General features: G+C 46.0%; 19 protein-coding genes and 1 tRNA gene. 14 read left to right on the top strand and 6 right to left on the bottom strand.

Going from position 1 to position 25,336, the window contains the following annotated elements; all coding sequences use genetic code 11:
• The first annotated feature begins 101 nt into the window (after nt 1-101).
• Nucleotides 102-175, top strand: a tRNA-Ile gene (locus tag ON006_RS20220).
• A 428-nt stretch (nt 176-603) separates the two neighbouring features.
• Here the strand turns inward: ON006_RS20220 and ON006_RS20225 are convergent.
• Nucleotides 604-1,383: a bestrophin-like domain gene (locus ON006_RS20225; RefSeq protein WP_244823670.1), complete on the bottom strand. Its 780-nt coding sequence runs from the start codon at nt 1,381-1,383 to the stop codon at nt 604-606.
• Nucleotides 1,384-1,750: 367 nt separating this feature from the next.
• Between ON006_RS20225 and ON006_RS20230 the strand changes: the two genes are divergently transcribed.
• The 6 genes from ON006_RS20230 to ON006_RS20255 all read left to right on the top strand — a co-directional run bounded on the left by ON006_RS20230 (nt 1,751) and on the right by ON006_RS20255 (nt 8,254).
• A complete protein-coding gene (locus ON006_RS20230; protein ID WP_244823671.1) occupies nt 1,751-2,605 on the top strand; it encodes a hypothetical protein in 855 nt (284 codons plus the stop codon).
• Between the two features lie 5 nt (nt 2,606-2,610).
• Nucleotides 2,611-3,618: a S41 family peptidase gene (locus tag ON006_RS20235; RefSeq protein ID WP_244823672.1), complete on the top strand. Its 1,008-nt coding sequence runs from the start codon at nt 2,611-2,613 to the stop codon at nt 3,616-3,618.
• Between the two features lie 65 nt (nt 3,619-3,683).
• Nucleotides 3,684-5,552 carry a M61 family metallopeptidase gene (locus ON006_RS20240; protein ID WP_244823673.1) on the top strand — a complete coding sequence of 623 codons (1,869 nt, stop codon included), beginning with the start codon at nt 3,684-3,686 and terminating at the stop codon, nt 5,550-5,552.
• A 36-nt stretch (nt 5,553-5,588) separates the two neighbouring features.
• Nucleotides 5,589-6,278 carry a M61 family metallopeptidase gene (locus ON006_RS20245; RefSeq protein ID WP_244823674.1) on the top strand — a complete coding sequence of 230 codons (690 nt, stop codon included), beginning with the start codon at nt 5,589-5,591 and terminating at the stop codon, nt 6,276-6,278.
• 342 nt (nt 6,279-6,620) lie between these two features.
• Nucleotides 6,621-7,352, top strand: a complete 732-nt coding sequence (locus ON006_RS20250; RefSeq protein ID WP_244823675.1) for a hypothetical protein — start codon at nt 6,621-6,623, stop codon at nt 7,350-7,352.
• A 59-nt stretch (nt 7,353-7,411) separates the two neighbouring features.
• The gene (locus ON006_RS20255; protein ID WP_244823676.1) at nt 7,412-8,254 is read left to right on the top strand and encodes a hypothetical protein; all 843 of its coding nucleotides are present in this window, start codon (nt 7,412-7,414) and stop codon (nt 8,252-8,254) included.
• Nucleotides 8,255-8,572: 318 nt separating this feature from the next.
• Here ON006_RS20255 and ON006_RS20260 read toward each other — a convergent pair whose 3' ends face one another.
• On the bottom strand, nt 8,573-9,436 hold the full coding sequence (locus ON006_RS20260; RefSeq protein ID WP_244823677.1) for a DMT family transporter: 864 nt from the start codon (nt 9,434-9,436) through the stop codon (nt 8,573-8,575).
• Nucleotides 9,436-10,344 (bottom strand): alkaline phosphatase family protein, encoded by a 909-nt coding sequence (locus ON006_RS20265; protein ID WP_244823678.1) that lies wholly within the window; start codon nt 10,342-10,344, stop codon nt 9,436-9,438. The genes ON006_RS20260 and ON006_RS20265 overlap by 1 nt, the downstream gene beginning before the upstream one ends.
• 167 nt (nt 10,345-10,511) lie before the next feature.
• Here ON006_RS20265 and ON006_RS20270 point away from each other — a divergent pair, with 167 nt between their 5' ends.
• Nucleotides 10,512-11,084: a helix-turn-helix domain-containing protein gene (locus ON006_RS20270; protein WP_244823679.1), complete on the top strand. Its 573-nt coding sequence runs from the start codon at nt 10,512-10,514 to the stop codon at nt 11,082-11,084.
• Here the strand turns inward: ON006_RS20270 and ON006_RS20275 are convergent.
• From ON006_RS20275 to ON006_RS20285, 3 genes are all read right to left on the bottom strand, one after another.
• Complete coding sequence (locus tag ON006_RS20275) at nt 11,081-12,331, bottom strand: MFS transporter (RefSeq protein WP_244823680.1); 1,251 nt, start codon at nt 12,329-12,331, stop codon at nt 11,081-11,083. The genes ON006_RS20270 and ON006_RS20275 overlap by 4 nt on opposite strands.
• Before the next feature lie 14 nt (nt 12,332-12,345).
• Nucleotides 12,346-13,431 carry an alcohol dehydrogenase catalytic domain-containing protein gene (locus ON006_RS20280; protein WP_244823681.1) on the bottom strand — a complete coding sequence of 362 codons (1,086 nt, stop codon included), beginning with the start codon at nt 13,429-13,431 and terminating at the stop codon, nt 12,346-12,348.
• 149 nt (nt 13,432-13,580) lie between these two features.
• Nucleotides 13,581-15,011 carry an arylsulfatase gene (locus ON006_RS20285; protein WP_244823682.1) on the bottom strand — a complete coding sequence of 477 codons (1,431 nt, stop codon included), beginning with the start codon at nt 15,009-15,011 and terminating at the stop codon, nt 13,581-13,583.
• A gap of 193 nt (nt 15,012-15,204) precedes the next feature.
• Between ON006_RS20285 and ON006_RS20290 the strand changes: the two genes are divergently transcribed.
• The 6 genes from ON006_RS20290 (at nt 15,205) to ON006_RS20315 (ending at nt 25,249) form a co-directional block, all read left to right on the top strand.
• Entirely contained in the window at nt 15,205-15,888 is a 684-nt protein-coding gene (locus ON006_RS20290; protein WP_267609892.1) for an HAD-IA family hydrolase, read from the top strand.
• 235 nt (nt 15,889-16,123) lie between these two features.
• On the top strand, nt 16,124-19,297 hold the full coding sequence (locus tag ON006_RS20295; protein ID WP_244823684.1) for a SusC/RagA family TonB-linked outer membrane protein: 3,174 nt from the start codon (nt 16,124-16,126) through the stop codon (nt 19,295-19,297).
• Nucleotides 19,298-19,317: 20 nt separating this feature from the next.
• On the top strand, nt 19,318-21,072 hold the full coding sequence (locus tag ON006_RS20300) for a RagB/SusD family nutrient uptake outer membrane protein (protein ID WP_244823685.1): 1,755 nt from the start codon (nt 19,318-19,320) through the stop codon (nt 21,070-21,072).
• Between the two features lie 17 nt (nt 21,073-21,089).
• Nucleotides 21,090-21,983 carry a metallophosphoesterase family protein gene (locus ON006_RS20305; protein ID WP_244823686.1) on the top strand — a complete coding sequence of 298 codons (894 nt, stop codon included), beginning with the start codon at nt 21,090-21,092 and terminating at the stop codon, nt 21,981-21,983.
• Nucleotides 21,984-21,995: 12 nt separating this feature from the next.
• The gene (locus ON006_RS20310; protein ID WP_244823687.1) at nt 21,996-22,964 is read left to right on the top strand and encodes a metallophosphoesterase family protein; all 969 of its coding nucleotides are present in this window, start codon (nt 21,996-21,998) and stop codon (nt 22,962-22,964) included.
• A 56-nt stretch (nt 22,965-23,020) separates the two neighbouring features.
• The gene (locus tag ON006_RS20315; RefSeq protein ID WP_244823688.1) at nt 23,021-25,249 is read left to right on the top strand and encodes an alpha-L-fucosidase; all 2,229 of its coding nucleotides are present in this window, start codon (nt 23,021-23,023) and stop codon (nt 25,247-25,249) included.
• The last annotated feature ends 87 nt before the right edge of the window (nt 25,250-25,336 follow it).

Consider the following 25,336-nt stretch of genomic DNA (forward strand, 5'->3'; position numbering starts at 1 on the left):
CGATCACGCCTTCGGTGCGAGGGCCTATAGCTCACAAAGCGTCTACCCTCAGAACGTCTGCCGATCGCTTAGAGCTACTGAACGTGAAGTAGATATAATAAGGGCCTATAGCTCATTCGGTTAGAGCAACTGACTCATAATCAGTAGGTGCCTGGTTCGATTCCAGGTGGGCCCACATTGAAAATCAAGGACTTAGATAAAAAATCTAAGTCCTTTTTTGTTTTGTTGCAATAAAAGTTGCAATAGTTTTTTGGTAGGGACGTAACGCAATGATTCGAACGCCTTTCGCCGCCAGCGCAGCGATTACTTCCGCATTGACCTTGTCATTAACAAACACACAAACCACTCTGACATCTTCATCCACCGCATTGACAATATGCGGACTTAAAAATGGGTTTCCAGATATTCTATTTCAAAATGAAATTCAGCATTATACCGGTCAAAAAACTGCTTGTCGTAAGGCTTGGCAGAGAAGAAGAGCATTTTCATTCCAAGGCAGGAAGGATGATTTGATTTTGTAAACAAATGAAAAAAAGAATAAGTAAAAGGCTATAAGAGCAATTATTATTTTAAATATCCTTTCTGCTGACACCATAGAAATCTCTATAATAGCTTTAAAACATCCAGCATAGTTTGGTGCGTTGCGTCCAAATTGATCAAACCTCTTCTTGGCCTGTCCAGGTCTAGTGTAATGTAGATGACCAATGAAGTAAGCAAGCAAAACCCTACAATAATGAACCAGTCCAGCTTTCCTTTTCCCACAGATATATAGCCTGCATAAAATGCGCTCGCAATGGACAACGTCATTAACAATATGACCATAGGATCGGGCACCCTGGCCTTTTCACGTGTATTGCAGATCGTTGCGTTATCGAACATATCGTTTAATGCAGGGATCATTGGCTGGGTTTTCAAAAAGTCAGGTGAAGTCCTTGCATGGCCCATCGCAGTTTGCCATAAATTTTTCTCTTGTGCATCTGCCCTGGCGTTAGCTTCATCCATTTTACCGCGATCTCTTCCTGCTTCGTAATAGTCGATGCGCGCATTCAGATAACTTTTGAAGTTCTTTCGCAATGTGGCCCTGAGTGAGTCCGGATAAAGGTCGGCACGCAAAACAGCCGTCCCTATTGCATTGGATTCATTGATTATGGCATCCCTTCTGCTGTCAAACCTGCTTCCGCTCATGCCGAAAGTCACGGCCAGCAAAAATGCCAGCAACCCAAACAATGCAGAGACGATCGTGTTGTTGCCTGCACTTTCCTCATCCTGGCTGTACCTGACTTTCCCAAATTTGAATCCGAGAAAAATGGAAAGCAGCATCAGCGAGAATAAAATCGAGCACAAAATGAATGCATCGGTTCGGTAAATGAATGATTCTTTCATCGCGATCATAATGAAAACCAGGGATAGGGTTTTTCTTGAAAGTAATACGAAAATCGGTTAATAGCACAATTGCACTATTTAAATAATTTTGCTCTGTCCCCAAATCACGATAACGGCAAAAATGTAGTAACAAAAGTTATAAACTATTTCTTGATTACAAATTATTTCTATTTATTTGTTTATCCAAGCTTACCAATTGTTTAATATTTATTAATCACAGAAAATACGTAGGTAGTCAAAACCGCTTCATAGCCTACCAAAATTAAAACTATGAAAAATACAATTTTATTGTCAATTGGTCTGCACTGAGTACGTCACACCTTTTTAAATTTAATAATCCATTCACCTCATCTCCAACTAACTGCGCATGAAACAGCATCTACTTTTCTGGACTCTGATCATTTTAACACTGATCACGACAACAGGCTCACTGAAAGCTCACGCTCAGGACGAGCAAGCCTTCCTGGGAAATTCCAGGTACATTGATCTTTCCGCAGGTGTAGGCCTGTCCCGTCTCCGGGATTTCGCAACTTCTCCTTTGTTTTATGAAGGTATCGCCCATCGGTACGCCGTTTCATTATCCCGAATGAGCGAACGACGCGACATTTCGACGGGTTTCGCATTTCTGACCAGTAATCTCGAAAATGACTACAATGAGCACGCTGCGGAAAGTGCGCTCAAAACCTTATCCGTTCATCATTCCCGGCTCTATCAGATATTTGGCAACGGTTCGGAGCGCTGGAATTTTAAGGCAGGGGGAGAACTGAACGGGACGGCGAATCTGAGAGTTAACCGCTCATTAATGAACAGTGCGGTTGGGATAGAAGCTTTCCCAATCCTGTTCGGAACATTGAAAGCAACGCGCAACATCACAAGACAAAGCAGCAGACGCGGCAAAGAACCGAAGACGAAAAGCCTGTCTTTCAAGCTCAATGCGAGTCTGATAGGCGCCTCGGTCCGTAATGGTTATTCCTATCTCGGCATTGGGCAGATTATCAACAAATCAGGATTCGATGGTTTATTGGGAGACTATCAGGTGAAAGCGTTCGGGGTAAGCTCACTTGCGACGACATTGGATTACACCATTTGGCTCAAAAACAAAAATGGCTGGCGGTTTTCCTATGCCTGGGATGCTTACAAAACGTCAAGGGATTTTGCAGACTTTGAAATGGCAAGTCATACATTCCGCGTAACGCTACTTTTCAACACTAAAAACAACTAACCAAGATGAAGCGAATCATACATTTATCATATATCGTTGTCGGACTACTTTTCTTTTCTTGTGAATCAGCATTGTTTGACGCAGAAAACGAGTCAAAAGATCCGATGAAGAACTTTGATTACCTGTGGACACAATGCGATGAAAAATATGCCTATTTCGATTTGAAAGGCATAAACTGGGATGATGTAAAGGTTCGCTATTCAGCAAAAATTTACGATGGAATGTCGGACGACTCCCTTTTCAAAGTCCTCGGCTCCATGCTGAATGAGCTGAAAGACGACCATACCAACCTGGTTTCCAATTTCAATGTGTCAAGTTATGGAGTGCTGCGCGAAGGAAAGGATAACTTCGACTGGCGCATTGTAGAGGACAATTATCTGCCGCGTCGCTTTTACCAATCCGGCCCTTTCTCACATGATTTTATTGCCAACGGACAAATCGGCTACATTCGTTTTCCGGAATTTTCCGGTACGGTGGACAAGAAAAACATGGATTTCATGCTCGATCGCTACAAAGACACAAAAGGCCTGATCCTCGATCTCCGGGAAAATGGCGGCGGCGCGGTGACGGATGTCTTTGAACTGCTCAGCCGCTTCGTTGAGACGAAAACGCTGCTTTATTATGTCAGACTGAAAAATGGCAAAGGCCATAATGATTTTACCGAACCGCAGGAGGCCTATGTTGAACCTTATGACGGCATTCGATACACGAAGCCAGTAGCCGTTTTGGTTGACAGAGGCACATTCAGCGCAGCTTCATTTACTTCGCTGGCGACAAAAGCGCTTCCTAATGTCTTCCTGGTAGGTGATACAACTGGCGGTGGACTGGGCCTACCCAATGGCGGGCAGCTGCCAAACGGCTGGACTTACCGGTTCTCCATTTCCCAGGGATTGACGCTTGATAAAAACAATTCGTTCGAAAATGGTGTCCCTGCCGACATTCCGGCTTCTTTTGACTGGACCAATTTGAAACGGGACGAGATCATAGATCGTGCCATTGACGAACTGCTTTGAACGTTTGTCAGAAGGCGGTTTGTACATTGCCGGCTGATCAGACATTTTATCAACTAAAAAACATTATGAGGCTGCATATATCCATATTCTCTTTGGCCCTGATTTGGTTTTGCGGATGCGCTCCCGGCAAAAAGGCGGGCGGAAAAATCTCGAAAAGCGATTCGGTTCATGTGTCAATTGACCTCGTTGATGTTAAATACGACCAGGTGAAAGTGACCGTCGATGCTCCCAAGCAAACGGCTTCGACCATTGCCTACCATTTTCCAAAAATCATTCCCGGAACATATGCAATTGCCGATTACGGCCGCTATATAACCGACATTAAGGCATTTGACAAAAAAGGGAAAGAACTTAAAACCTCCCGCACGGACTCAAATACGGTGATGATCGAAGACGCAAAACGGTTGGCCAAGGTCTCCTATCTCGTCAATGATACGTTCGACAATGAAGCTGATAACGGCACATTTACGGAAGAGGGAAAAACCATTTTCTCGCCCGCAGGCACTAACATTGACGCCGGAAAGCAGTTCATGCTGAACATGGCCGGGTTCGTGGGCTACTTCACCAACCAGCTCGAAAAACCTTACCAGATCTCCATATCCCACCCTGCCGGATTATATGGATCAACGGCGCTGATCGACATGGATAACAGCTCGCAATCAGACGTTTTCAACATTTCCCGTTACCCGGATGTGGTCGACAATCCGATTATGTATGCGGCGCCTGATACTTCCAATTTCAATGTCAATGGCATGGAGGTGCTGCTGGGTGTGTATTCCAAAAGCGGTACCGTACGCGCCAGTGACCTGCGTCCGGACTTGGAAAGAATGGTAAGAGCGCAGAAGAAATTTCTCGGGCCCATTAATGATACGAAGAAATATGCAGTGCTCACCTACGTTTCATCCGGCGCTGAAAATGACGCAAAGGGCCTGGGCGCGCTGGAACATAACAACTCCACTGTGGCAGTATTCCGTGATCCGATGCGCAGCAAAGACCTGATCCACGTCATCAGTCACGAGTTTTTTCACACCATTACGCCCCTGAAAGTCCATTCAAAGGAAATCCAGTATTTCGATTTCAACGATCCGAAAATGAGCCAGCACCTTTGGTTTTATGAGGGCGTGACCGAATATTTCTCCAATCTTTTTCAGGTGAACCAAGGCTTGATCAATGACAATCAATTCTATGACTTGATGGCTAAAAAGGTTGAAAACGCACGCAGATATGATGACAAACTGTCTATTACGGAGATGAGCAGCCACGTTTTAGATAGGAAAATGAAGGCACAATATCCCAATGTCTACGAAAAAGGTGCGCTGATCGCCATGTGTGTGGATATTTTGATCAGGGAAGAAAGTAAGGGCGAGCGCGGGTTACTGTGGCTGATGAGCGAGCTTTCTAAAACTTACGGCCCTACCAAGGCATTCGAGGATGCAGAGCTGATCCCAGAGATCACGAAACTGACAAGCGCAACGATTGGTGAGTTTCTCCAAAACCATGTAGTTATAGGTGAACACATTAATTATGAATCATTTACAAAAAGAATGGGTGTTGCGAAAGAAGTGGTTTCCTTTCCTGAACCAATTGTTTTCATGATCGAAGGCACGCCTTACATTAAACTCGACAAGACAAATACACACATTCTGGCCGATTCGGTTGACGGGGCGAACAACTTTTACAATAATCTGGGCATTAAAAACAATGACCGTTTTGTAGAGATAAACGGGTTGAAACTGGATCCGAAAGACCTGAACGGGATCATTTACATGGGCTATGACCTCGAAGAAGGAAGCCCGATCACGGTAAAAGTGAACCGGAATGGCGAGGATATGGAACTGAAAGGAATCGTAAAGCAAAACTATTCCGATGGTGACGGGTTTAGGTTCAAAGACGAGTCTAAACGTGCTTTGAACGAGGCATGGCTAAAAAAGTAACAGTTCATTAACACAAACCTAAATAATCGATCCGCGATGAAGAAAGCGCTAGTAATGACAATCCTGGGCCTGGCCAGTGTGCGGGCGATTGCGCAAAAAGACGCCGTTTCGGCCGCATTGGCCAAATACCAGGTTCAGGAAAACTTGATATTTGATGAAAAGTTGCGTGCCAAACCGGAAGACTATGCTTACGACCTGAAAGAAACAGTTACAACCGAAGGAAGGCAGAAAGTAATCCTGGCAAGCTACGATCCATCAAAAGCCGAAGCCGAGCGCTGGACTGTGATTTCCGCGGACGATCAGGATCCGTCCACAACCGAAATAAAACGCTTCCGAAAAGAGCATGGCAAAGCTGCGGTCCCACCTATGAAAATCGATGAAAGCACCTACAAAATAGAGAAAGAAGAAGGTAATGCCCTAACAATCAGCTACCAATTTGATCCAGCTTCATTGGTCGAAGACAATGCATTCATCAAGGATTTCCGGGTTTATCTGACGGTGAACACACTGATTGGAAAAATCACCAAGGTGGAGACGGTCAATGAAAAACCGTTCAAAATCAAAACCTTCAACGTGCCTACACTAAACACTTACTCTGAACTTGCATGGAGCGAGGCGGATAAACGCTATATGCCCAAAAAGGATAATACTACAATGGTTATTAAGATCTTAGGTCAGAAAGCGACAACTGTAACGATTTTGGAATACTCCAATTTTAAGAAATAAAAAGCGCCGGGTGCTACGCATTCACAAGCCCGCGTATTAGTCAAGAGCAAGCATTTACCTCTTACTATATATCGGCACGAACGTCTCAAACAAGTAATTTCACTATTATTAAATATTAGAAAAATACAAAACAGTTGCAACCTAAACCCAAAAGGATTTTGCAACCATTTGCCAATAAATTGTAACCATTCTGCTTCGATTTTAACAAGTCAGGAATTCGATCAAAAAAATTAGCCATTATAAATTAGTTCTACAAGATTTGGAAATGACCAGTTTAGAGTATCAGGTTGTATTTTTTCAATTTTTGACAAAGGCATATTCAACTTAAATTCGTTAAAAAGGATGAATAAAATAGCTCACTTCTTAGTTGTAGCGTGCTGCGCATTAAAGGCCTGCGCGCCCAAAACTACCGGAACGAACACTGTGTTCAGAGCAAATCCGCTCCCAGACAGCATCAAAACTTTCATCCTGCAGCCGGATGAAATACTTCCTGGAAAATCAGAGTTTCTACGGGAGGTCGTCATGGGCGCCTCGCTACTTTCCAGTAACTGCGGTTACAAAAACCTGATGGACTACGCCACATTCCAATCCCGACAATCGGGTGCCAATTTGATTCAGCTGACTCAGGTTAAAAAACCAGCGATGGGAAACGGCTGCTATCACATCACTGCCAGATTGTACAAGAATCTGGATTCGGCGGCCATCGCTTCAATTGAATCTAATAAAACAGCCGTCAATAAATCGACTCTTCCTTCGGATGCCGACTATGCAATTGTCCATTTCTATCGCCCCAAAGCCTTTGAAGGTGCCATTATATCCTATCAGATCAAGATGGACGACAAAGGTGTAATTGGCAAAGCCTCAGCAGGCTCGCGGTTCGAATACAAAATAACCGAATTTGGCAAACACCGCTTTTTTGGAAAAACCAAAAAACAGGATGCAGTGACATTCAATATTGAAAAAGGCAAAGAATACTACGTCCGCTGCGGCGTTACAAAAGGATCCAGCATCGTAATACCCGACATGTATCTGATGGAAAATTATGTAGCACGTCGCGAATTGGCAGAATTGTAGCAGCAACACATCATCGAATCAATTCAAGGAAAATTCTCTCATTCTTAACTCAACTAACTATGAAACACTTTTTCAATTTTATTTTCTTCTTGCTGCTATCCACACCATTGTTCGCGCAACAGACGGCTAAAAACGATGTTATTCTTCAATTGAACGGCGATGAACTGGCTGGCAAAGTGGTCGAGATTACAGATGATGCCGTGAAATTCTCCTATGCCGGTGAATCGCTCATTTACCCGGTCAAAAAATCAGATATTCTGAAAATAACCTATGCCAGCGGCAGAATTGAAATTTTCAACAAGCCCTCTTTAAGTTCTGCGGCTGCATCCGCACCAGCCAGCGCTTCCGCAGCAGGCGCGTCGGGGCTAGCAGATCATCATAATAAAATCGCCATCCTCCCATTCGCATTCATTAAAGACGGCCAAAAAGCGGCTGATGAACTCAGCAACGTGGTTCAAGGCGCATGTTTCACATTCCTGAGTAAACACGCCGGTGTACTTCAAGTCCTTGACACACGCAATACGAACGCGAGACTGATCAAAGCGGGCGTCACCAGAGAAACACTCCAAGGTTACACGATGGACGATATCTGCAACATTCTGGGCGTCGAATTCATCGTCGACGGAACTGTTTTGTTAAACAAAGCTTCCGAATCGAGCATTGCATCTTCGTCAAACACTGATAAGACCAAATTCAACGACAAAGAGGTAAAAAGTACCGGCTACGCTTCTTCGAGGGCGACAAACTACAATAATTACGAAACCACGATCAATCTGGACGTCTACAACGACAAAGGCAATAACATGTTCAGCCAGTCGCGCAAATCCTTTTTCAAGTCGCAAGATGCTTATCAAAATGCGCTGGAATATGTTTTGAAACGGTCGCCACTGTACAGCAAATAATGCGGCAAACCGATATGAAGCACTTGCGGGACTTTCCGATCTGTAAGTGCCCGTGCGGGAAACATTAATTTAATTTGCGCGTTTCATATCCCAGTGCTTCGGTAAACTTTCTTTCCATCCCTTCGGCGTCGAGCTTATTCTTTTGGTAGCTGAACCGGGTAGCAAATGTTAACAAAAAAGTGTGTTATAAGCAGAAACTTTTATCTTCTTTTCACAAAGAAAATGCGGGCTCCAGAAACAGTCAATGTTAAGTAATAAAATACAATTGTTAACACAAGCGCGTGTTTATTTCTCAACTAATTACAGGTCTATACATGCTTAGCCTAAGCTTAGCATTACGATTCCACCCAAAATCAAAACACTCGCTACGAGCCTTCTTCTCAAATCTTTTTCGTCGAAGACTCGTGAACCCATAAATACACCGAGCAAAATACTGGTTTCCCTGGCTGGCGCTACGACTGTTAATGGTGCATATTTCAACGCCTCCAAAACCAGCATGTAAGCGGCCGGACTCATAACCGCAATGGCGACGATGACCCACTTATGCAACTTGATCTCTCTTTTCAATTCATCTTTCTCAGCACGAATGAAAGGAAATAGCAAGGCGGCACCAAGCAGATTGGTCCCAAAGGTGAGCACTAAGGGGGATATTGTGTAGGATTTTACTGCAATCGCGTCATTAACCGTGTAAAGTGCAATAAACAATCCGGTGAGTACGCCGTAGGTGAGGCCGGCTGTCATTTTCCTGTTTTGCCCTGTCCCGAAGCTCAGTCCGGTAATCACCAGCACACCGGCAATGATGAGAAATAACCCTGAAATCGTTCGTAAATCCGGATGCTCACTCATAAATAAAATGGCTGCAGCAGACGAAAACAATGGCCCCGTTCCCCGCGCAAGCGGATACACGACCGAAAGATCCGCGCTTCTGTAACCCCGCTGCAATACAATGTAATAGGCAAGATGCAAGATCGCACTGCTTAGGGAAAACCATAGTAATGCTTGTGAAATGAGTTGGTTACTCTCACTGAGTTGATACAAGACAACCGGCAAATACACAATGCTACTCGCGGTGTAAACCAACCAAATGAAAGGAGTTTTGCCCCGGGCTTTTTTTGAAAGCAGATTCCAGCAGGCGTGAAGCACCGCAGCAGTTAATACCAGGGCCAAAACACGTAAACTCATTAATGTCCCGATTTGCCGTTAAAGGCCGCATTCACTGGTCTTCCAATCCAGACTTGCGGCTGTTTCAATTTGAAGATCGCAGCGATGGTGGAAGCTGTATCAAAAGTCATAATACTTTCTTTTACTTCGTTGTTTTTGCGAATGCCGGGGCCTTTAATAATCCAGGGAATCTGCATTTCCTGCATCGTAATCGCGCCGTGCCCCTTGTTGATGCCACCGTGGTCGGCTGTAAAAATGATCACTGTTTTCTCCATGATACCAGCTTCCTCAATGCTTTTGATAATGTTACCAATGTAGGCATCTGTCCGTTCAATAGCAGCGTAATAGTCTGGCGTGGCATGCCCGGCATTGTGCCCTACGCTATCCACATCATGCAGATGGATGAAAAGGAAATTCGGCTTTTTCTCCTTGATATAAGAAGTGGCGGCATCTGTGAGTGCCTTGTCACCATTGCAGTTTTGATCTTTGTTCACTGCTTTTTTGGGAAACAAATAACCGATCCCGTCCCATTCATAGATCACACCGATTTCACTCTTGGGTTTTCCCTTTCTTAACAAAGCATAAATGGTCGGGAACATACCATATTCGTCAAGCACGCGTGCAGGCAGATCGGGCGACTGGCTGCCCCATTTCGTATAGCCATGCAGCTCGGGGCCAGCGCCCATCACCATCGAAGCCCAGTTGGGTGCGCTGGACGACGGTAAGACAGTCCGCGCCTGTAAGCTCCACGACCCTTCCTGCATGAGCCTGCGCAGGTTGGGGACTTTGGCATTTTCAAATGCATACGCACCGAAACCATCCGAGCCGATCAGGATTACATGCTCGACTTTTCCCTGGGCAAATGCATTTTGAAGGACAGACAAAAAAAGGTAAGGTATCAGAAAAATTAATCTAGCTAAGTGCTTCATGCTATTGGTAGTTAATGTTATCAAAATAAAAAAAGATATTTACAAATGCTAAACAATTGTAAATAAAGGTTAAAACTCTCAATCTAATGTTGTCTGTGTAGGCTTCACCGGCACAGTATTATTTGGGCCTGTTAGCGCTTGCAGATGATTTTTATTAATCTTGTGTCATGGGAGGATTTTTTATTTTAGAAGTAGGCCGCCGTATTAAACAAAAACGGCTTGACAAGCGGTTGACATTGCAGGAACTGGCCGACAAATCAGGTGTCAGCAAGGGGCTGGTTTCACAGATTGAGAATGGAAGAACGATTCCGTCACTGCCTGTAATGCTTGGGATCATACAATCGCTCGAAATTGAGGTTAGTGAATTTTTTCAAGGACTCAGTCTATTGGAACCCACTATTCTCGTAAACAGGCGAAAAGATTATACGCCATTTGAGAAAGAAGACGCCAAGGGCTTTATGTACAGCCGGATGATGATGCGTAATCTGCCTGCCAGCACCATCGATTTTGCGCTCCTCGAGCTCACTCCTGACTCGCACCGTGAAGAGGTAACAACGGATGCTTATGAATTCATTTATGTAATCAAAGGACAAACTGAATATAGGGTTAATGGGCAGACATTGATTTTAGAGGAAGGTGATTCCTTATTTTTCGATGGTCGTTTGCTTCATGTACCAAAAAACAAGACAGATGAAAGTTGCCTGCTGCTTGTCCTCTACTTTTTTGACCAAAACAGCTAGGTACGCATTGCGATATACGTTGATTTGCTTACCGTGGAAATAGCGCCGGCGGAAACCAGGCAAATAAAAGCAATGATGAGAAAGATATGGGACGTGTTGCCGGTAATGTCGATTACTTTGCCAAGCAGCGGCTCGCCCAGGGCTGCGAAGAGATAGCCGGTCATATTCATTAGGCCAATGCCGGTTCCTGTGCGTTCGTTGCCAAGCATTTCAGGACACAACGTCCAGAAGTTTGCTTGCGGACCGTAAACGAAAAATCCGGCAAGCAACATGAAGAAAGCTTGTAAAGCCATGTTTTCAGCGGGCGAAATAAAGATGATCAGGGCAATTAACGCGCTCGACAGCATTCCAAAACGAATGGATGCAACACGGTTCCTCCCAAAAACCGTATCTGACAAACTCCCAAATGACACGGCACCTGCTGCCATGCCAACAGGAAGCAAAAAGGTCACCCACAAATTATTTGGATTGTCTTTCCAGTTGCCACCAAGATAATGCACAGGGACCCAGAATATGAAGCCGTATCGTGCCATGCTTTCAAAACCAAAAGCAAGCGTTACCCTTAAAAAACTAATGTTTCCCAACACGTCCTTGTAACGCATCTGCCAGCTATCTTCCTTCATTCCAGTCCTGAGCGTCAAATTCTCGTCCGGATTCTCAAACCCAAGATCAGACGGTTTGTCTTTTGCAAAAATCAAAAACAATGTTGCTGTGATCAGCAACAGCAGGACCGGGAGCCTGAAAAGCATCCGCCACTCCATATTTTGTTTCAATATCAGAATCGAGAGCAGGTATGTCACAACAGATGAGAGTCCTGCGGCCATGGTGTAAAAGCCAAAAGCTTTCCCCTTCTCTTCTTTTCCCCACCAGTTGGAAATGATTTTTCCTCCGGGTGCCCATGCCATAGATTGGAAAAATCCGTTCATTGCCCAGAGCACCATGATCCAGTTCAATGACGGCGCAAAGCTGATGGCCACATTGGTACCAATGGATAAATAGGCCCCTAGCGGCATCATGATCCTTGCACTGAAACGATCGGCCAGATTGCCGTTCACGAATTGCCCGATCGCATATCCCATCAACATCGCAAAACTGATCCACCCTATGGTTGCGAAAGGAACATTAAAGTCGGTCACCATTCCCTGCGCTGCCCAACCGAAATTATGTCTGCCTGTATAAAAAAACAAGTAGCAGAACATAGTCAGCAGTAACATCTTCCATTGCTGTTTGCGAAACGTGTCGGTCATATTTTTTTGGTTGGTTAAAAACGAATGCCCACCCTGAGTGGCTTGTATTCAAGCGCATATTCGAAGGCCTGTTGTGCTTCTGCAAGCCCAAACTCTTTGCCCACAATAGTATCAAACGGAAACCGATTGTGGTTGCGTCCTATAAAATCAACTGCGTAAGCGAAATCTTGATAATTATAGTTATGCAACCCTTTGATCGTAACCAGCTTCCTTACCACCTGTTCGGCATCGATCATCACATTGCGTGCGTGAAAAACGGCTCCGATCCAAACCGCCGTGCCTCCGACCGCAAGAGAAGCAAGCCCGGTCTCCATAGCCTCCGGTGCTCCGCTCATGTCAAAGGCAATATCAATGTTTACAGGTCTGCCGGGCTGTATTTCAGCATTATCGGTTAAATTAGGATGTTTCAGCAGAAAAGTAGCGTCAGCGCCAAAATCCAGGGATTGTAACAGTCTGTCACCATTGATATCCGCTGTAAAAACCTCAGAAGCACCAGCGTCCTTACACATTGCTGCACAAACCACGCCCAGTAAACCCAATCCAGTGATCATCACCCGCTTACCTTTGAGCTCTCCCGCCAGCCTTAACGCTCCCGAAACAGTAGCCATTGCACAATTGATCGTAGCGGCAACATCAAGGGGAACGCCGTCCGGAATTTTCAATATTGTCGTGTTTTTTTTCAGAACGCAGTATTCTGCCAGCCCGCCATGAAATGTGTCCAGTTTTGTAACCTGCGCATGTCCGTACTTAAATAGGTCAGGTGCCTTTTGCGGCATTCCGCGCTGCGCCTCAACGGACTGCGGATCCGAAGAAAAAATGCTCCATGTCACCAGATCTCCGGCTCTCAGCGTGTTGCCGTCGTAGTCGTGGCCGGAGTGCCTTTTGCCGACTTCCACGATTTCGCCAACGATTTCGTGGCCCAGAATGGTAGGGGTTTCTTCGTGCCTCAGGCCGCAAAATGTGTGCAGATCACTTCCGCATATGGTGGTGTAGCGGTTTTTGACAAGAATTTCATCAGGGCCGATCGCTGGAAGCTCCCGCTCCACAAGCTCCATTTGACGTCCGGCACCATTAAAGATTAGAACATTAGCTGATTGCATCTATATAACTGGTGAGATAATTTCAATGCAAAGATGCAATCAAAAAGTTTATTTATACTAAACTTATGTTAAATCTACATTAAGCTTCCAATTCGCAGTAACCTGTCCATTCGTTTTAATTTGTCATAAGCTTGTCTGGCCACATTAACCTATTTCAAAAAACGCCAGGCTTCAACGACGGAATCAACGTGCTGCTCTTTGACAATTTCGTCGAATCTTTTTGCTAGATCCGGATGTTCGGCGGCAATGTCAGTGGTTTCATTACGGTCGTTCTTCAAATTGAATATCTGCCAGGCGTTTCCTGGGTTATGCTTTAAGTCCGTTTTTACACCTTTAAAATTACTCATGCGTATGGCCAGTTGACCACCTTTTTCAGGATATTCCCAGTACAAGAAGTCGTGTTTCTTCTGCTTGCTTTTCCTGCCTAATAATTCAGGTAAAAATGAAATTCCGTCCGTTTTTGACAGCGCCTGACCGGTTAGTTCCGCCAGCGTTGCCATTAAATCATACTGAACCGAAATGTGATTGCTTACGCTGTTCGCCTTGATCCTGCCCGGCCAACGCGCAATAAATGGCTCCCGGATGCCGCCTTCATAAACATCCATTTTAAGTCCGCGAAGCCCGCCAACGCTATTAAAGTATTTCGCATTGACCCCGCCGTTGAATGTTGCACCATTGTCGCTGCTGAACATGACAATCGTATTTTCATCCAAGCCAAGCGCTTTGAGCTTTTCCATGATAATGCCCACCTGATCGTCCAGATAGGTGATCATTGCCGCATAAGTTGACAGCGGATATTTTGTTGAGGCATATCCATTTTCACCGTAGTAAGGCTTTTCATAAAAAAGATCGATATACTTTTTCACATATTCATCAGGTGCTTGCAGCGACACGTGCGGGATGGTGTAGGGCATGTATAAAAAGAACGGCCCGCCTTTACTTTTTTCAATGAAGGCCAGCGCCTTCTCCGTCATTTTGGCAGGTGCATAGGCTTTTCCAATATAATATGCGAAATCCGCATCGGTTGCCGTCGCTGGGTCCAGCTTCTTATGCACATTTAGCCAGGGCTGCGGCAATGTGTCCCACTTATCATTTTCCCATAAATGGGACGGGTAAAAGTTATGGGCCTGCTTTTGATCAAGGTAACCGTAATAATAATCGAAGCCTTGCTTGAGAGGCGATCCCTCCGTATTATTCATCCCGAGTCCCCATTTCCCGGTTACTGCCGTCGAGTAACCCTTTTGTTTCAACATTTCGGCGATTGTAAATTCCGTTGCCGGAAGAGGCTTTTGACCACGTTCTTCTTCATCTTTGAACCCGCCAAGCTCCAAGTTGCCGCGAATCGCTGAATGCCCGCCATGTTTGCCGGTCAATAGCATGGCACGTGCTGGTGCACAAACGGGCATGCTCGTATAATGCTGCGTGAACCGTATGCCTTCGCGCGCCATTTTATCCAGATTAGGCGTTTTGATCTTTAATTGACCGTAACAGCCCAGCTCACCATAACCCATATCATCGGCGTATATGTAAATAATATTGGGCAACTGCGTTTTCTGAGCATGCGTAAAAGTGTGGATCATCGAAATGATCATTATGACTAAGGGTAATCGGAGCTGTTGGCTTAGTTTAAACATTGATGTAAGAATGAATGATCCCAATAATACAAAAAAACAACATTTAAACATATGTTTAATATAAGTAAACTTTTATTTTCTAAGTTTGCACCACTATTCCTAAACCTTTCACATAAAACTAATAAAGACGATGATTAGAATGGTAGTTTTTGACATGGCGGGCACGACAGTCAACGAAAATAATGCAGTTTATAAAACCCTTAGAAGTGCCATCAATGAAGCGAACTTCGATTTTTCTTTGGATGAAGTGCTTGAAGCGGGCGCTGGGAAGGAAAAGCTGCAGGCGATCCGTAGTATTCTAATGAAAAGGAATATTGAAGACGAGCAACTGGCAAGCCAGATCTTTGGGCGATTTCTTGTCCTGCTGGATGAAACCTACAGCACTCAAGAAATATATGAACAAGATAATGCTACGAAGCTATTTCATGCATTAAAAGATCGCGACGTATTGGTGGTTTTGAACACGGGATATAATCGTGCGACGGCAGAGACGCTTATCAAAAAGATCGGGTGGAAAAAAGGATCAGATTATGATTTATTGGTTACAGCCTCTGACGTTGCCAACAACCGCCCGTCACCCGACATGATCCTGAATGCAATGCAGCATTTTGGTTTTGAGGATCCTGCCGAAGTGATGAAGGTGGGCGACTCCACAGTGGACGTGATGGAGGGCAAAAACGCGGGCTGCCTGATCAATATCGGCATCACGACCGGAGCGCATACAGCCAGTCAGCTGACCGCAGCTAATCCAGAATATATTGTTCATAATCTGATAGAGCTTTTAGCTATCGTTGCAGAGGAAAATCAGGCGGAAACTGTCTAAAGTCAAAATTGGTATGAGCTTCAAAGCCTTACCGACCGTATGCGCATTGTATTGTAAGTGAAATAGCGGCCTGGTGCCGCTATTGTTGTTTTTAGTCACTAGTAAATAATGTTTAGCATTAGTTAACAAATATTTAATATTACTCTTCATTGTATTTGTAAACTAATTACCTAATATTGAACAAAAGTTTACAAATACTAAAATTTCCTTTCCTGAAACTTAACCTATCAATCTCATGAAGCTTTTTTTACGCTTGTTCATGATGGTGCAAATCTGTTGTCTGGGCAGCATTTGCTCAACCAGTCTCTTCGCCCAGCAACTGAAAGTAAGCGGCGTCGTACGGGACGCGCAACGAAACCCGGTTCCCGGGGTGAACGTGCTGGTTGCCGAAACAACCAATGGTACATCGACCGATGTCAATGGCAACTTTACGTTATCAGTTTCTTCCCTAAACGGCAAATTGATTTTTTCTTCAATCGGCTATGAGCGACAGGAGATTGAGCTCAATGGCAAGTCAGATTTTGAAATCCAGATGATCGAGTCGGCTGCTGTACTGAATGAAGCTGTGGTAGTGGGCTATGGAACGCAGAAAAAAGTGAACCTCACAGGCGCTACCGAGCAGATCGGCAGCGAAATCCTGGAAAACCGTCCTGTTACGCGCATTAGTCAGGCATTGCAGGGCGCAGTGGGTAACCTCAACATTACGACCGGAACTGGCGGTGGCGCCCCTAACGCGACCCAGAGCATTAACATTCGTGGCTACACGGGTCTGGGGACTTCCGGCTCGCCGCTCATCGTCATCGACGGCATCCAGGGAGGCGACCTCAACTCGATCAACCCGTCTGATATTGAATCCATTACGGTTTTAAAAGACGCTGCTTCTTCCGCGATTTACGGATCGAGCGCTCCATACGGGGTCATTTTAGTTAATACCAAACAAGGAAAAAAAGGCAAAGGCGCCAGCATTACCTACAATAATAACCTTTCATTGGCGCAGCCGATCAACCTACCCAAAATGCTGAATTCGCTTGATTTTGCTAACCTGTATAATGAAGCATTTGCCAATGCGGGCCGTGCGCCGATGTTCAGCGACGAGACCATTCAGCGGATCAAAGACTATCAGGCGGGCAAAATCACTACGGAAACCATTCCCAACCCAACGGCTGGAAGCAACGGGTGGCAAACCTGGGGAGCCAGTAATGCAAACAACGATTGGTTTAAAATTTATTTCAAAGATTTCGCATTCAGTCAACAGCATAATATTGGTGTGACTGGCGGTTCAGACAAATCGACTTACTACGTGGGTGGCGGCTATAATTACCGCGGCGGGATGTACAATTTCGGTCACGACACCTACAAACGCTTCAACATCAGGGCTAATATCACGTCCGAACTCAACAAATGGCTTGGGTTCAGTTTCCGAAGTAGCGCCTCACGACAACTTTACGACACGCCAAATCTTTACGGCAGCAAAACGGGTGGCGGAAACGAAGCTTACATGCACCAGATCGCCAGAAAGTTTCCAAGTGTGGCTTTGATCAATCCTGACGGAAATTATTCATCCACCAGCGACGTGCTCCTGCATACGGAAGGCGGCCGAAACAAAACAACAACGGATCAGGTGATGTTGACCGGGGAGTTTAATCTGAAATTTACAAAAGACTGGAGTGCCACGGCCAACTACACATTGGACGGAAGCTTCTACGATTCCCAGGCGCATCAGAAAACATTATATGAGTTCCTGCCCGACGGCAGCAAGGCAGTGATCGGAGGAACATCGCCCAGCTCATTCTCCCGAAGCAACGATCGCAACTTCCACCACATTATCAACGCGTTTACTACCTACGAAAAGCAGCTGGGCGGACATTATGTGAAGCTGCTTGGCGGCTATGTGCGTGATTACACTGCATTCCAAAGCTATTCGGCATCCAATTCCCTGCTTTACTCGGATAATATTCCCTCATTGAATACTTCGTACGGAACTGCACCTTCCATCGGTGACGCGATCCGCAAACTGGCCTCGGAAGGCTTCTTTGGAAGGGTTAATTATAATTTCAAAGAAAAATATCTGCTGGAAGTCAATGGTCGCTATGACGGCTCTTCCCGCTTTTTGAAAGACGTAAGATGGAAATTCTATCCGGGCGTATCGGCAGGCTGGAATATCGACCGGGAAGCATTCTTCGAGCCACTTGCCAAAACGGTCAACGCATTCAAGATCCGTGCATCTTACGGTTCGCTCGGCGACCAATATTTTCTGGATGCAAACGCGCCCAACTGGTATCCGTTCTATCCAAGTCTGAGCATTACGAAGCCCACGTCCACATCCTGGCTATTCGGCTCGGGACAAGAGGCGGCTGTTAACTACCCCACGCTGGTAAATCCAATGCTGACCTGGGTAACAACCACTTCCACGAACATCGGAACTGACATTGCGCTTTTGAACAACCGCCTGACCACTTCATTCGACTGGTATGTGCGCAAAGCAGATGATTTTGCGGGTCCTTCCGAAGCATTACCGGCGATCCTGGGGGCTTCTCCGCCAACTGCCAACAATGCGGCCATTGAAACACGCGGTTTTGAATTGTCAGTCGGCTGGAACGACCACATCGGTGAGGTACGATATGGAATTCGGGCCGTTTTAAGTAACTATTCAGGAAAAGTGATCAAATATCCTAACCCGAACGGGGCACTTTCAAGCTATCATGAAGGACAGAAAATGGGCGAGATCTGGGGTTATAAAACCGTGGGCTTGTTCCAGACAGAGCAGGAAGTGGCAGAGGCGCCTGCCCAAACATTCCTCTCCGCCGCAGCCTGGACACCCGGTGACGTGCGCTACGCAGATCTCAATGGTGACGGTAAAATCGACGCGGGTGCAAGTACACTTGCGAACCCTGGCGACCGGACAGTAATCGGCAACAGTACGCCGCGCTATTCATACAGCTTTACGGGCGATCTCGCTTGGAAAGGTTTTGACTTACAGATTTTCTTGCAGGGAATTGCGAAACGCGATGTTTTTATCAGCTCCAATTACTTCTTCGGTATCGTTGGGAACGAGTGGCAAAGCTCACCCTTCACGATTAATCAGGATCGGTGGACGCCGGAAACGCCCGACGGTTTTTTCCCGAAATACTACATGAGCGACCAGAACTCGAAAAATACACAGACCCAGACAAGATATCTGCAAAATGCTGCTTACCTGCGGATCAAAAACCTGCAACTGGGTTATTCGCTACCGGCATCGGTGATGAAGGCGATCAAACTCCAGCGCATCCGCCTGTATGTAAGCGCCGAGAACCTGGCGACTTTCACCAAGCTTGCCAAAACGCTTGATCCGGAGCTTTCGATCGGGTCGGGGAAAATATATCCGTTGCAGAGAACATTCTCAGCGGGGCTTAATGTGACATTTTAAGACTTCTAAATTCTAACAAAATGAAAAAATATCTCATGCTCATGCTCGCCTGCGCGGGACTGCTGGCCGGCTGCCAGGAAGATTTCCTAGACAGGGCACCTGAAACAAATATCAGCGACGCGGAATACTGGAAGACCGCCAACGATTTGCAGCTGTATGTGAATAATTTTTACACCGCATTTCCTAATCCGATTGGCATTTATAGCCCAGGTGTGTGGGGCTCCGATGCAGACGAGGGCAGTGACAATATGATTTACACAGGTTATAATGCGGCATTGAATGGCGAACGCGTGATTCCTTCATCGGGCGGCGGCTGGGCTTATGGAGATTGGTCTGCATTACGCAGTATCAACTATTTCCTGGCTAATTATGACAAAGCAGAAGAAAGCTGGGAAACTAAAAAACGCTTTGTAGGTGAGGCGCTGTTTTTCCGCACCTATTTCTATTTTTCCAAACTCAAAACCTTCGGCGACCTGCCCTGGGTGAACCAACCACTTGACCCCACATCCGCGGAGCTGAAAAACGCCCGGTTATCACGCGCCGTAATCGTGGATTCTCTGATGAATGATCTCAATAAAGCGATCGATTATCTGCCAACTAAATCAAAAGCGTCTTCGATGCGCATTAACAAGGAAATTGCTCAGCTTTTTCAGGCGCGCATTGCATTATATGAAGGGACTTGGGAAAAATATCACGCGGGTACTGCATTCGGTGTGACTGGTTCGGATGGAGAAAAGTTTTTACAAAAAGCTGCGCAGGTAAGTGAAACATTGATCAAGGGCAACTCCGGTTACCAGTTGCAGCCAACACCGGGCGAAGACGGATACTGGCGGCTATTTAATCAGATTGACTATTCTTCCAACACTGAGGTAATGCTCTGGCGCAAATTTGATATCAACCTAAACGGAGGTCATTACTGGCACCGCTATACCAACACCGGCGCAGGCCGCGGCATGACGAAGGATCTGGTAGACAGCTATTTGTGCACAGATGGAAAACCGATTGAAATCAGCACTCTTTACAAAGGCGATGCAACATTGCAAACTGTAGTCGCTGGCCGTGACCCCCGCCTGGCGCAGACCATGTATGTGGCCGACGGCAAACACATTGTTACCAACAACCGCCCAGGCGGAGCGGCCCCTGCCCTTTTCGAAATCCCATCGTTCTCGGCTGCAAATGAAAACAAGCCTGCGACAGGATACCAGGTCTATAAAGGCCACAACCCGGATTACAACCAGCAGCTCGATCGCGGCACTACAGGTTTTATCCTGTTCCGTTACGCCGAAGCGCTGCTGATTTTTGCCGAAGCAAAGGCGGAACTGGGTGCATTCAGTCAAACGGACGCTGATCTTAGCATTAACTTATTACGAGCACGTGTAGGCATGCCAGCGCTGAAAGTTGAAGCGATTTCTAATGATCCAAAGCCTGAATTTCCGGCCCTTAGCCCGTTAGTTAACGAAGTACGTCGCGAAAGGCGCGTGGAACTAGCCTGCGAAGGTTACCGCCATGACGATCTTTTCCGCTGGGCTGCCGCCGACGAGAAAATCGTGGGTTGGAAACCCAAAGGTGCCGTTCTTGCACAATGGAAAGATCTTGTTCCTGCGGCTCAGCTGGCGACCTACCCGGTGGACGAAAAGGGATATGTTGAGTTTTACAAAAACATTTCCGGCATGAGCAGCGGATATAAATTTAATGTCGGTCGGGACTATCTTGCGCCACTGCCGCAGGATCAACTTGTTTTGAATCCGGATATCAAACAAAATCCGGGCTGGTAATAACAATATTGACATTGATGAAAAGAAGACACTTTATTCAGGCATCCCTGGCCGCCGCGGCAACCGGCGCGCCAGGGTCTGCTGCAAATGCGGAAGCCGCACGCAAAAATAAACCTGCATTAACCGTCGCCCACATTACCGACGTCCACATCAGGCCCAAAGATTTTATTCCTGCACGTTTCAAAAAGAGCCTGGAACATTTGAAAACGTATAAAATGGATTTTGTACTCAACGGAGGCGATTCCATTTTCGCAGCCGATTACAAAGACGTAACCCGTGAATCGATGCTGGCGCAATGGGCTACCTGGGATGATTGCATCAAATCGCTGTCCGGCTTCGAAGTTTACAGCTGTATTGGCAACCATGACCCCTGGTGGCAGGCGCCTTCCAAGGACGACGAAATGTATGGCGTAGCGTATGCAGCCAAACGTGCAGGAATGCCGCACCGGTACTATAGTTTCACAAAAAAGAACTGGCATTTCATCATTCTGGACGGAAATAACCCCGGCGTGAGTCTTGATCCTGAACAAATGACCTGGCTGGAAAAAGAGCTTGAAAACGTACCAGCCGACCATTATGTGCTGCTGATGGGGCACTACCCTATTTTGACAGTTACCGCCGCCTGGGCGGGAGGGCAGCATAAAGATCATGTGGCGCTCAGGAAGCTGTTTTACAAACATAAAGACAAAGTAAAAGTCTGCCTTTCGGGTCATAATCACCTGCTCGACAGCAATGTTTTCAATGATGTGCATTACTTCTGCAATGGCGCGATGAGCGGGTATTGGTGGGAAAAGGGTGACGAGCAGTCAGCTGGCCCCTATTATTACCAGGAAACGGCTCCCGGTTATGCGATTTTAAAATTGTATGAAGACGGCACAGTCGAAAATCATTATCACGAACACAAGTTTTAATTCAATAGAAAAATGAAACGTCGGTCATTTCTGCAAGCTGCTTCGCTTGCTCCCGTATCCCTGGCGGGAATCAATTCTTTGGTCAAACCAAAAGAAGTTCTTCGCTTCGGAATTTGTGCGGATCTGCATTACGATCTGATCCCTGATGCAACGGAGCGACTCGGTGCGTTTGTAACAGCTATGAATGAGCAAAAAGCCGATTTTATCATTCAGATGGGTGATTTTTGCACGCCAAAGGAGATTAACAGACCTATTCTGGAAGTGTGGAATCGTTTCGAAAAATCGAAATACCATGTAATCGGCAACCATGAAACCGATGGCGGGTTTATGCACGCGCAGGTTGTCGATTTCTGGAAAGCCAAAGGTGCATATTACTCTTTCGACGCCAATAATTACCATTTTGTGGTGTTGAATGGAAATGAAAAAAATCCGGCCGGCTACAAAGGTTACCCGCGGTATATTGGTGCGGAACAAAGGGAATGGTTAACCCGGGATTTAAAGGATACCAAACTTCCCGCTATCGTTTTTTGTCACCAGGGACTCGATAATGACGTGGCTGGCATTGAACAAGCCGTCGCCATCAGGCGGATTTTTGAAAAAGCAACCAATGCCTCCGGTGACTCGAAAGTGCGGATGGTTTTCAGCGGACATCATCATCAGGATTATCAGAATGAGATAAACGGCATTCCATACGTACAGATCAACAGCATGTCGTATTACTGGGCGGGGGAGAAAAAGAATACAACAACCTACGATGAAGCGCTGACGAAAAAGTATCCTTACCTGTCTTCCATGCTCCGGTATAAAGACCCGCTCTGGGCGCTGGTAACCATTTTTTCCGACGGCCGCATTGACATTAGCGGAACAACTTCAAAATTTTTGGACCGCTCGCCCGATCAGGCGGGCATAACGGAAGTAGAGAGTATTTATCCCGTTGTGTCGGTGGTTTCGGATCGTCACTATTCGTCGCCAGGAAAGTGATTCAGACAAGATTTAGAAAAAACAAGAGTATAATGACTAGACTTAAAATGTATTTTATGGTGTGCTTACTTGTTGGCAGCACGCCATTTTGCCTTGCACAACAACAGAGCAAAAAAAGTTTAAGACCTCAAAATACAATCCCAATTCTGTCAAGTGATTCAAAAAATGACATCATTGACAAAGCGGCATACGTGGTTCCAACAGCCAACCAATATGCGGCACTGCAAAATGAGTTCATTGCCTTTGTTCATTTCGGGCCAAATACATTTACTAAAATGGAATGGGGCAACGGCATGGAAAATCCAAGCATTTTCAACCTGAAAGAACTGGATACAGATCAATGGTGCACGGCTATGAAAGCTGCCGGGATGAAAATGGTCATATTGACCGTCAAGCATCACGATGGTTTTGTGCTTTGGCAAAGCCGGTACACTGATCACGGAATCATGTCCTCCCCTTTTCAAAATGGCAAAGGGGATATTTTAAGGAATCTGTCTGCGTCGTGCAAGAAAGCAGGCCTGAAACTGGGCATTTATCTGTCTCCGGCAGATCTGTTTCAGATTGAAAATCCGAAAGGCTTGTACGGTAACCTGAGCAAGCCTTCCCGACGCACGATTCCCCGACCAATTACAAACAGACCTTTTACAAGCAAGGTGAAGTTTGATTTTGTAGTGGATGATTATAATGAGTATTTCCTCAATCAACTCTTCGAACTACTGACTGAATATGGCCCGGTTCATGAGGTTTGGTTCGACGGCGCTCATCCGAAAACGAAAGGAAACCAGCAATACGATTATCTCGCCTGGCGTAAACTGATCAGGACATTGGCACCGAAGGCGGTGATTTTCGGTCGTGAGGATATCCGGTGGTGCGGCAATGAGGCAGGCCAAACGCGTTCCACAGAATGGAACGTGATCCCGTATCAGGATAATCCCAAACTCATGACGCGTTTTGGAGATCTTACAGCGGAGTCGCTCGGTAGCCGGGAAGATATTTTTAAGGGCAAGTTCTTACATTATCAGCAGGCAGAAACCAACACGTCCATTCGCGAGGGCTGGTTTTACCGAGATGATATTTATCAAAAGGTCCGCAGTGCCGATGATGTGTTCGATATTTATGAGCGCTCGGCAGGAGGAAATTCTACTTTCCTGCTCAACATTCCCCCAAACCGCGAAGGTCGATTTCCAGACCAGGATGTAGCCGTACTTAGTGAAGTGGGCAAACGTATCGCTGCAACTTACGAAAAGAATCTTTTTGCCAATGCTTCCGGGCCCAGACCGCTACTGGATGGCAATGCTGCAACCTTTACATTATTGGATAAAGCTTCCGAAGCGCTCACAATTACACTTCCTAAGCCACAAACCATTAACCGTATTGTTTTGCAGGAGGCGATCGGCACTCATGGAGAAAGAATTGAGAAACACGCCTTGGACGCCTGGATTAACAATCAGTGGACTGAAATTATTACTGCCACCAATGTTGGTTACAAACGAATTTTGCGCTTCCCGGAGGTAACCTCCGCTAAGTTCAGGGTCAGGATTATTGAGTCAAGAAATACGCCTGCGCTCTCCAATGTGACGGCACATTACTACCAGTCAAGCCCGCCGCAGCTTGCCATTTTACGTGACCGAGAGGGATTAGTGCACATTACGCCGCAGCAAAATGATTTCGGATGGAAACCTCATGGTCATAATGCGACAAAAAACATCAATCAAGATCTGGAAATCTATTATACTATGGATGGAAGCAATCCAGGGCCAAATGCACCGCGATATCAAGCGCCATTCCCGACCGAATCACAGACAGTCCGTGCGATAGCAATCAGCAAAAGCCGCCAGGGAAGCATTGCTGAAAGAGCGTTCGGAATTTTGGGAAACAATTGGAAGGTTGTCGGTCAGGACAGTGAAAAGGGCAAACATAAGGCATCTCTGGCATTTGATGCCGACCCGTCCACATATTGGTTAAGCGATAACACCGGCGCAGCACATTTTATCGAAATTGACCTGGGCAAACAACAGGATCTTGCAGGTTTTGCTTACACACCGCCGTCCAAAGATGCGAGCGGTATGATTGAGAGCGGCGTGATCAAGGTCAGTCATGATGGCAAGCGATGGCAGCAAGCTGGGAGCTTCCAATTCGGCAATCTGATCAACGATCCTACCCGACGCGTTTTCCGTTTTGAAAAACCCTCAGCCGCAAGATTCGTTCGGATCGAATCCGGGATTATCGCTGGGCAAAGCGGCTCGGCCGCAATTGCAGAACTAGAGTTTTTCGTTTCTGACTAAGGCGACTCGAATCTTTTCAAAAGAATTATGACCTTCGAAAAATCTAATCGGGAGATTGGTGCAGCCTCTGGCAATACGTCAAATTTA

Origin of the sequence: Dyadobacter pollutisoli, from assembly GCF_026625565.1 — a bacterium.
Lineage (GTDB): Bacteria > Bacteroidota > Bacteroidia > Cytophagales > Spirosomataceae > Dyadobacter > Dyadobacter pollutisoli.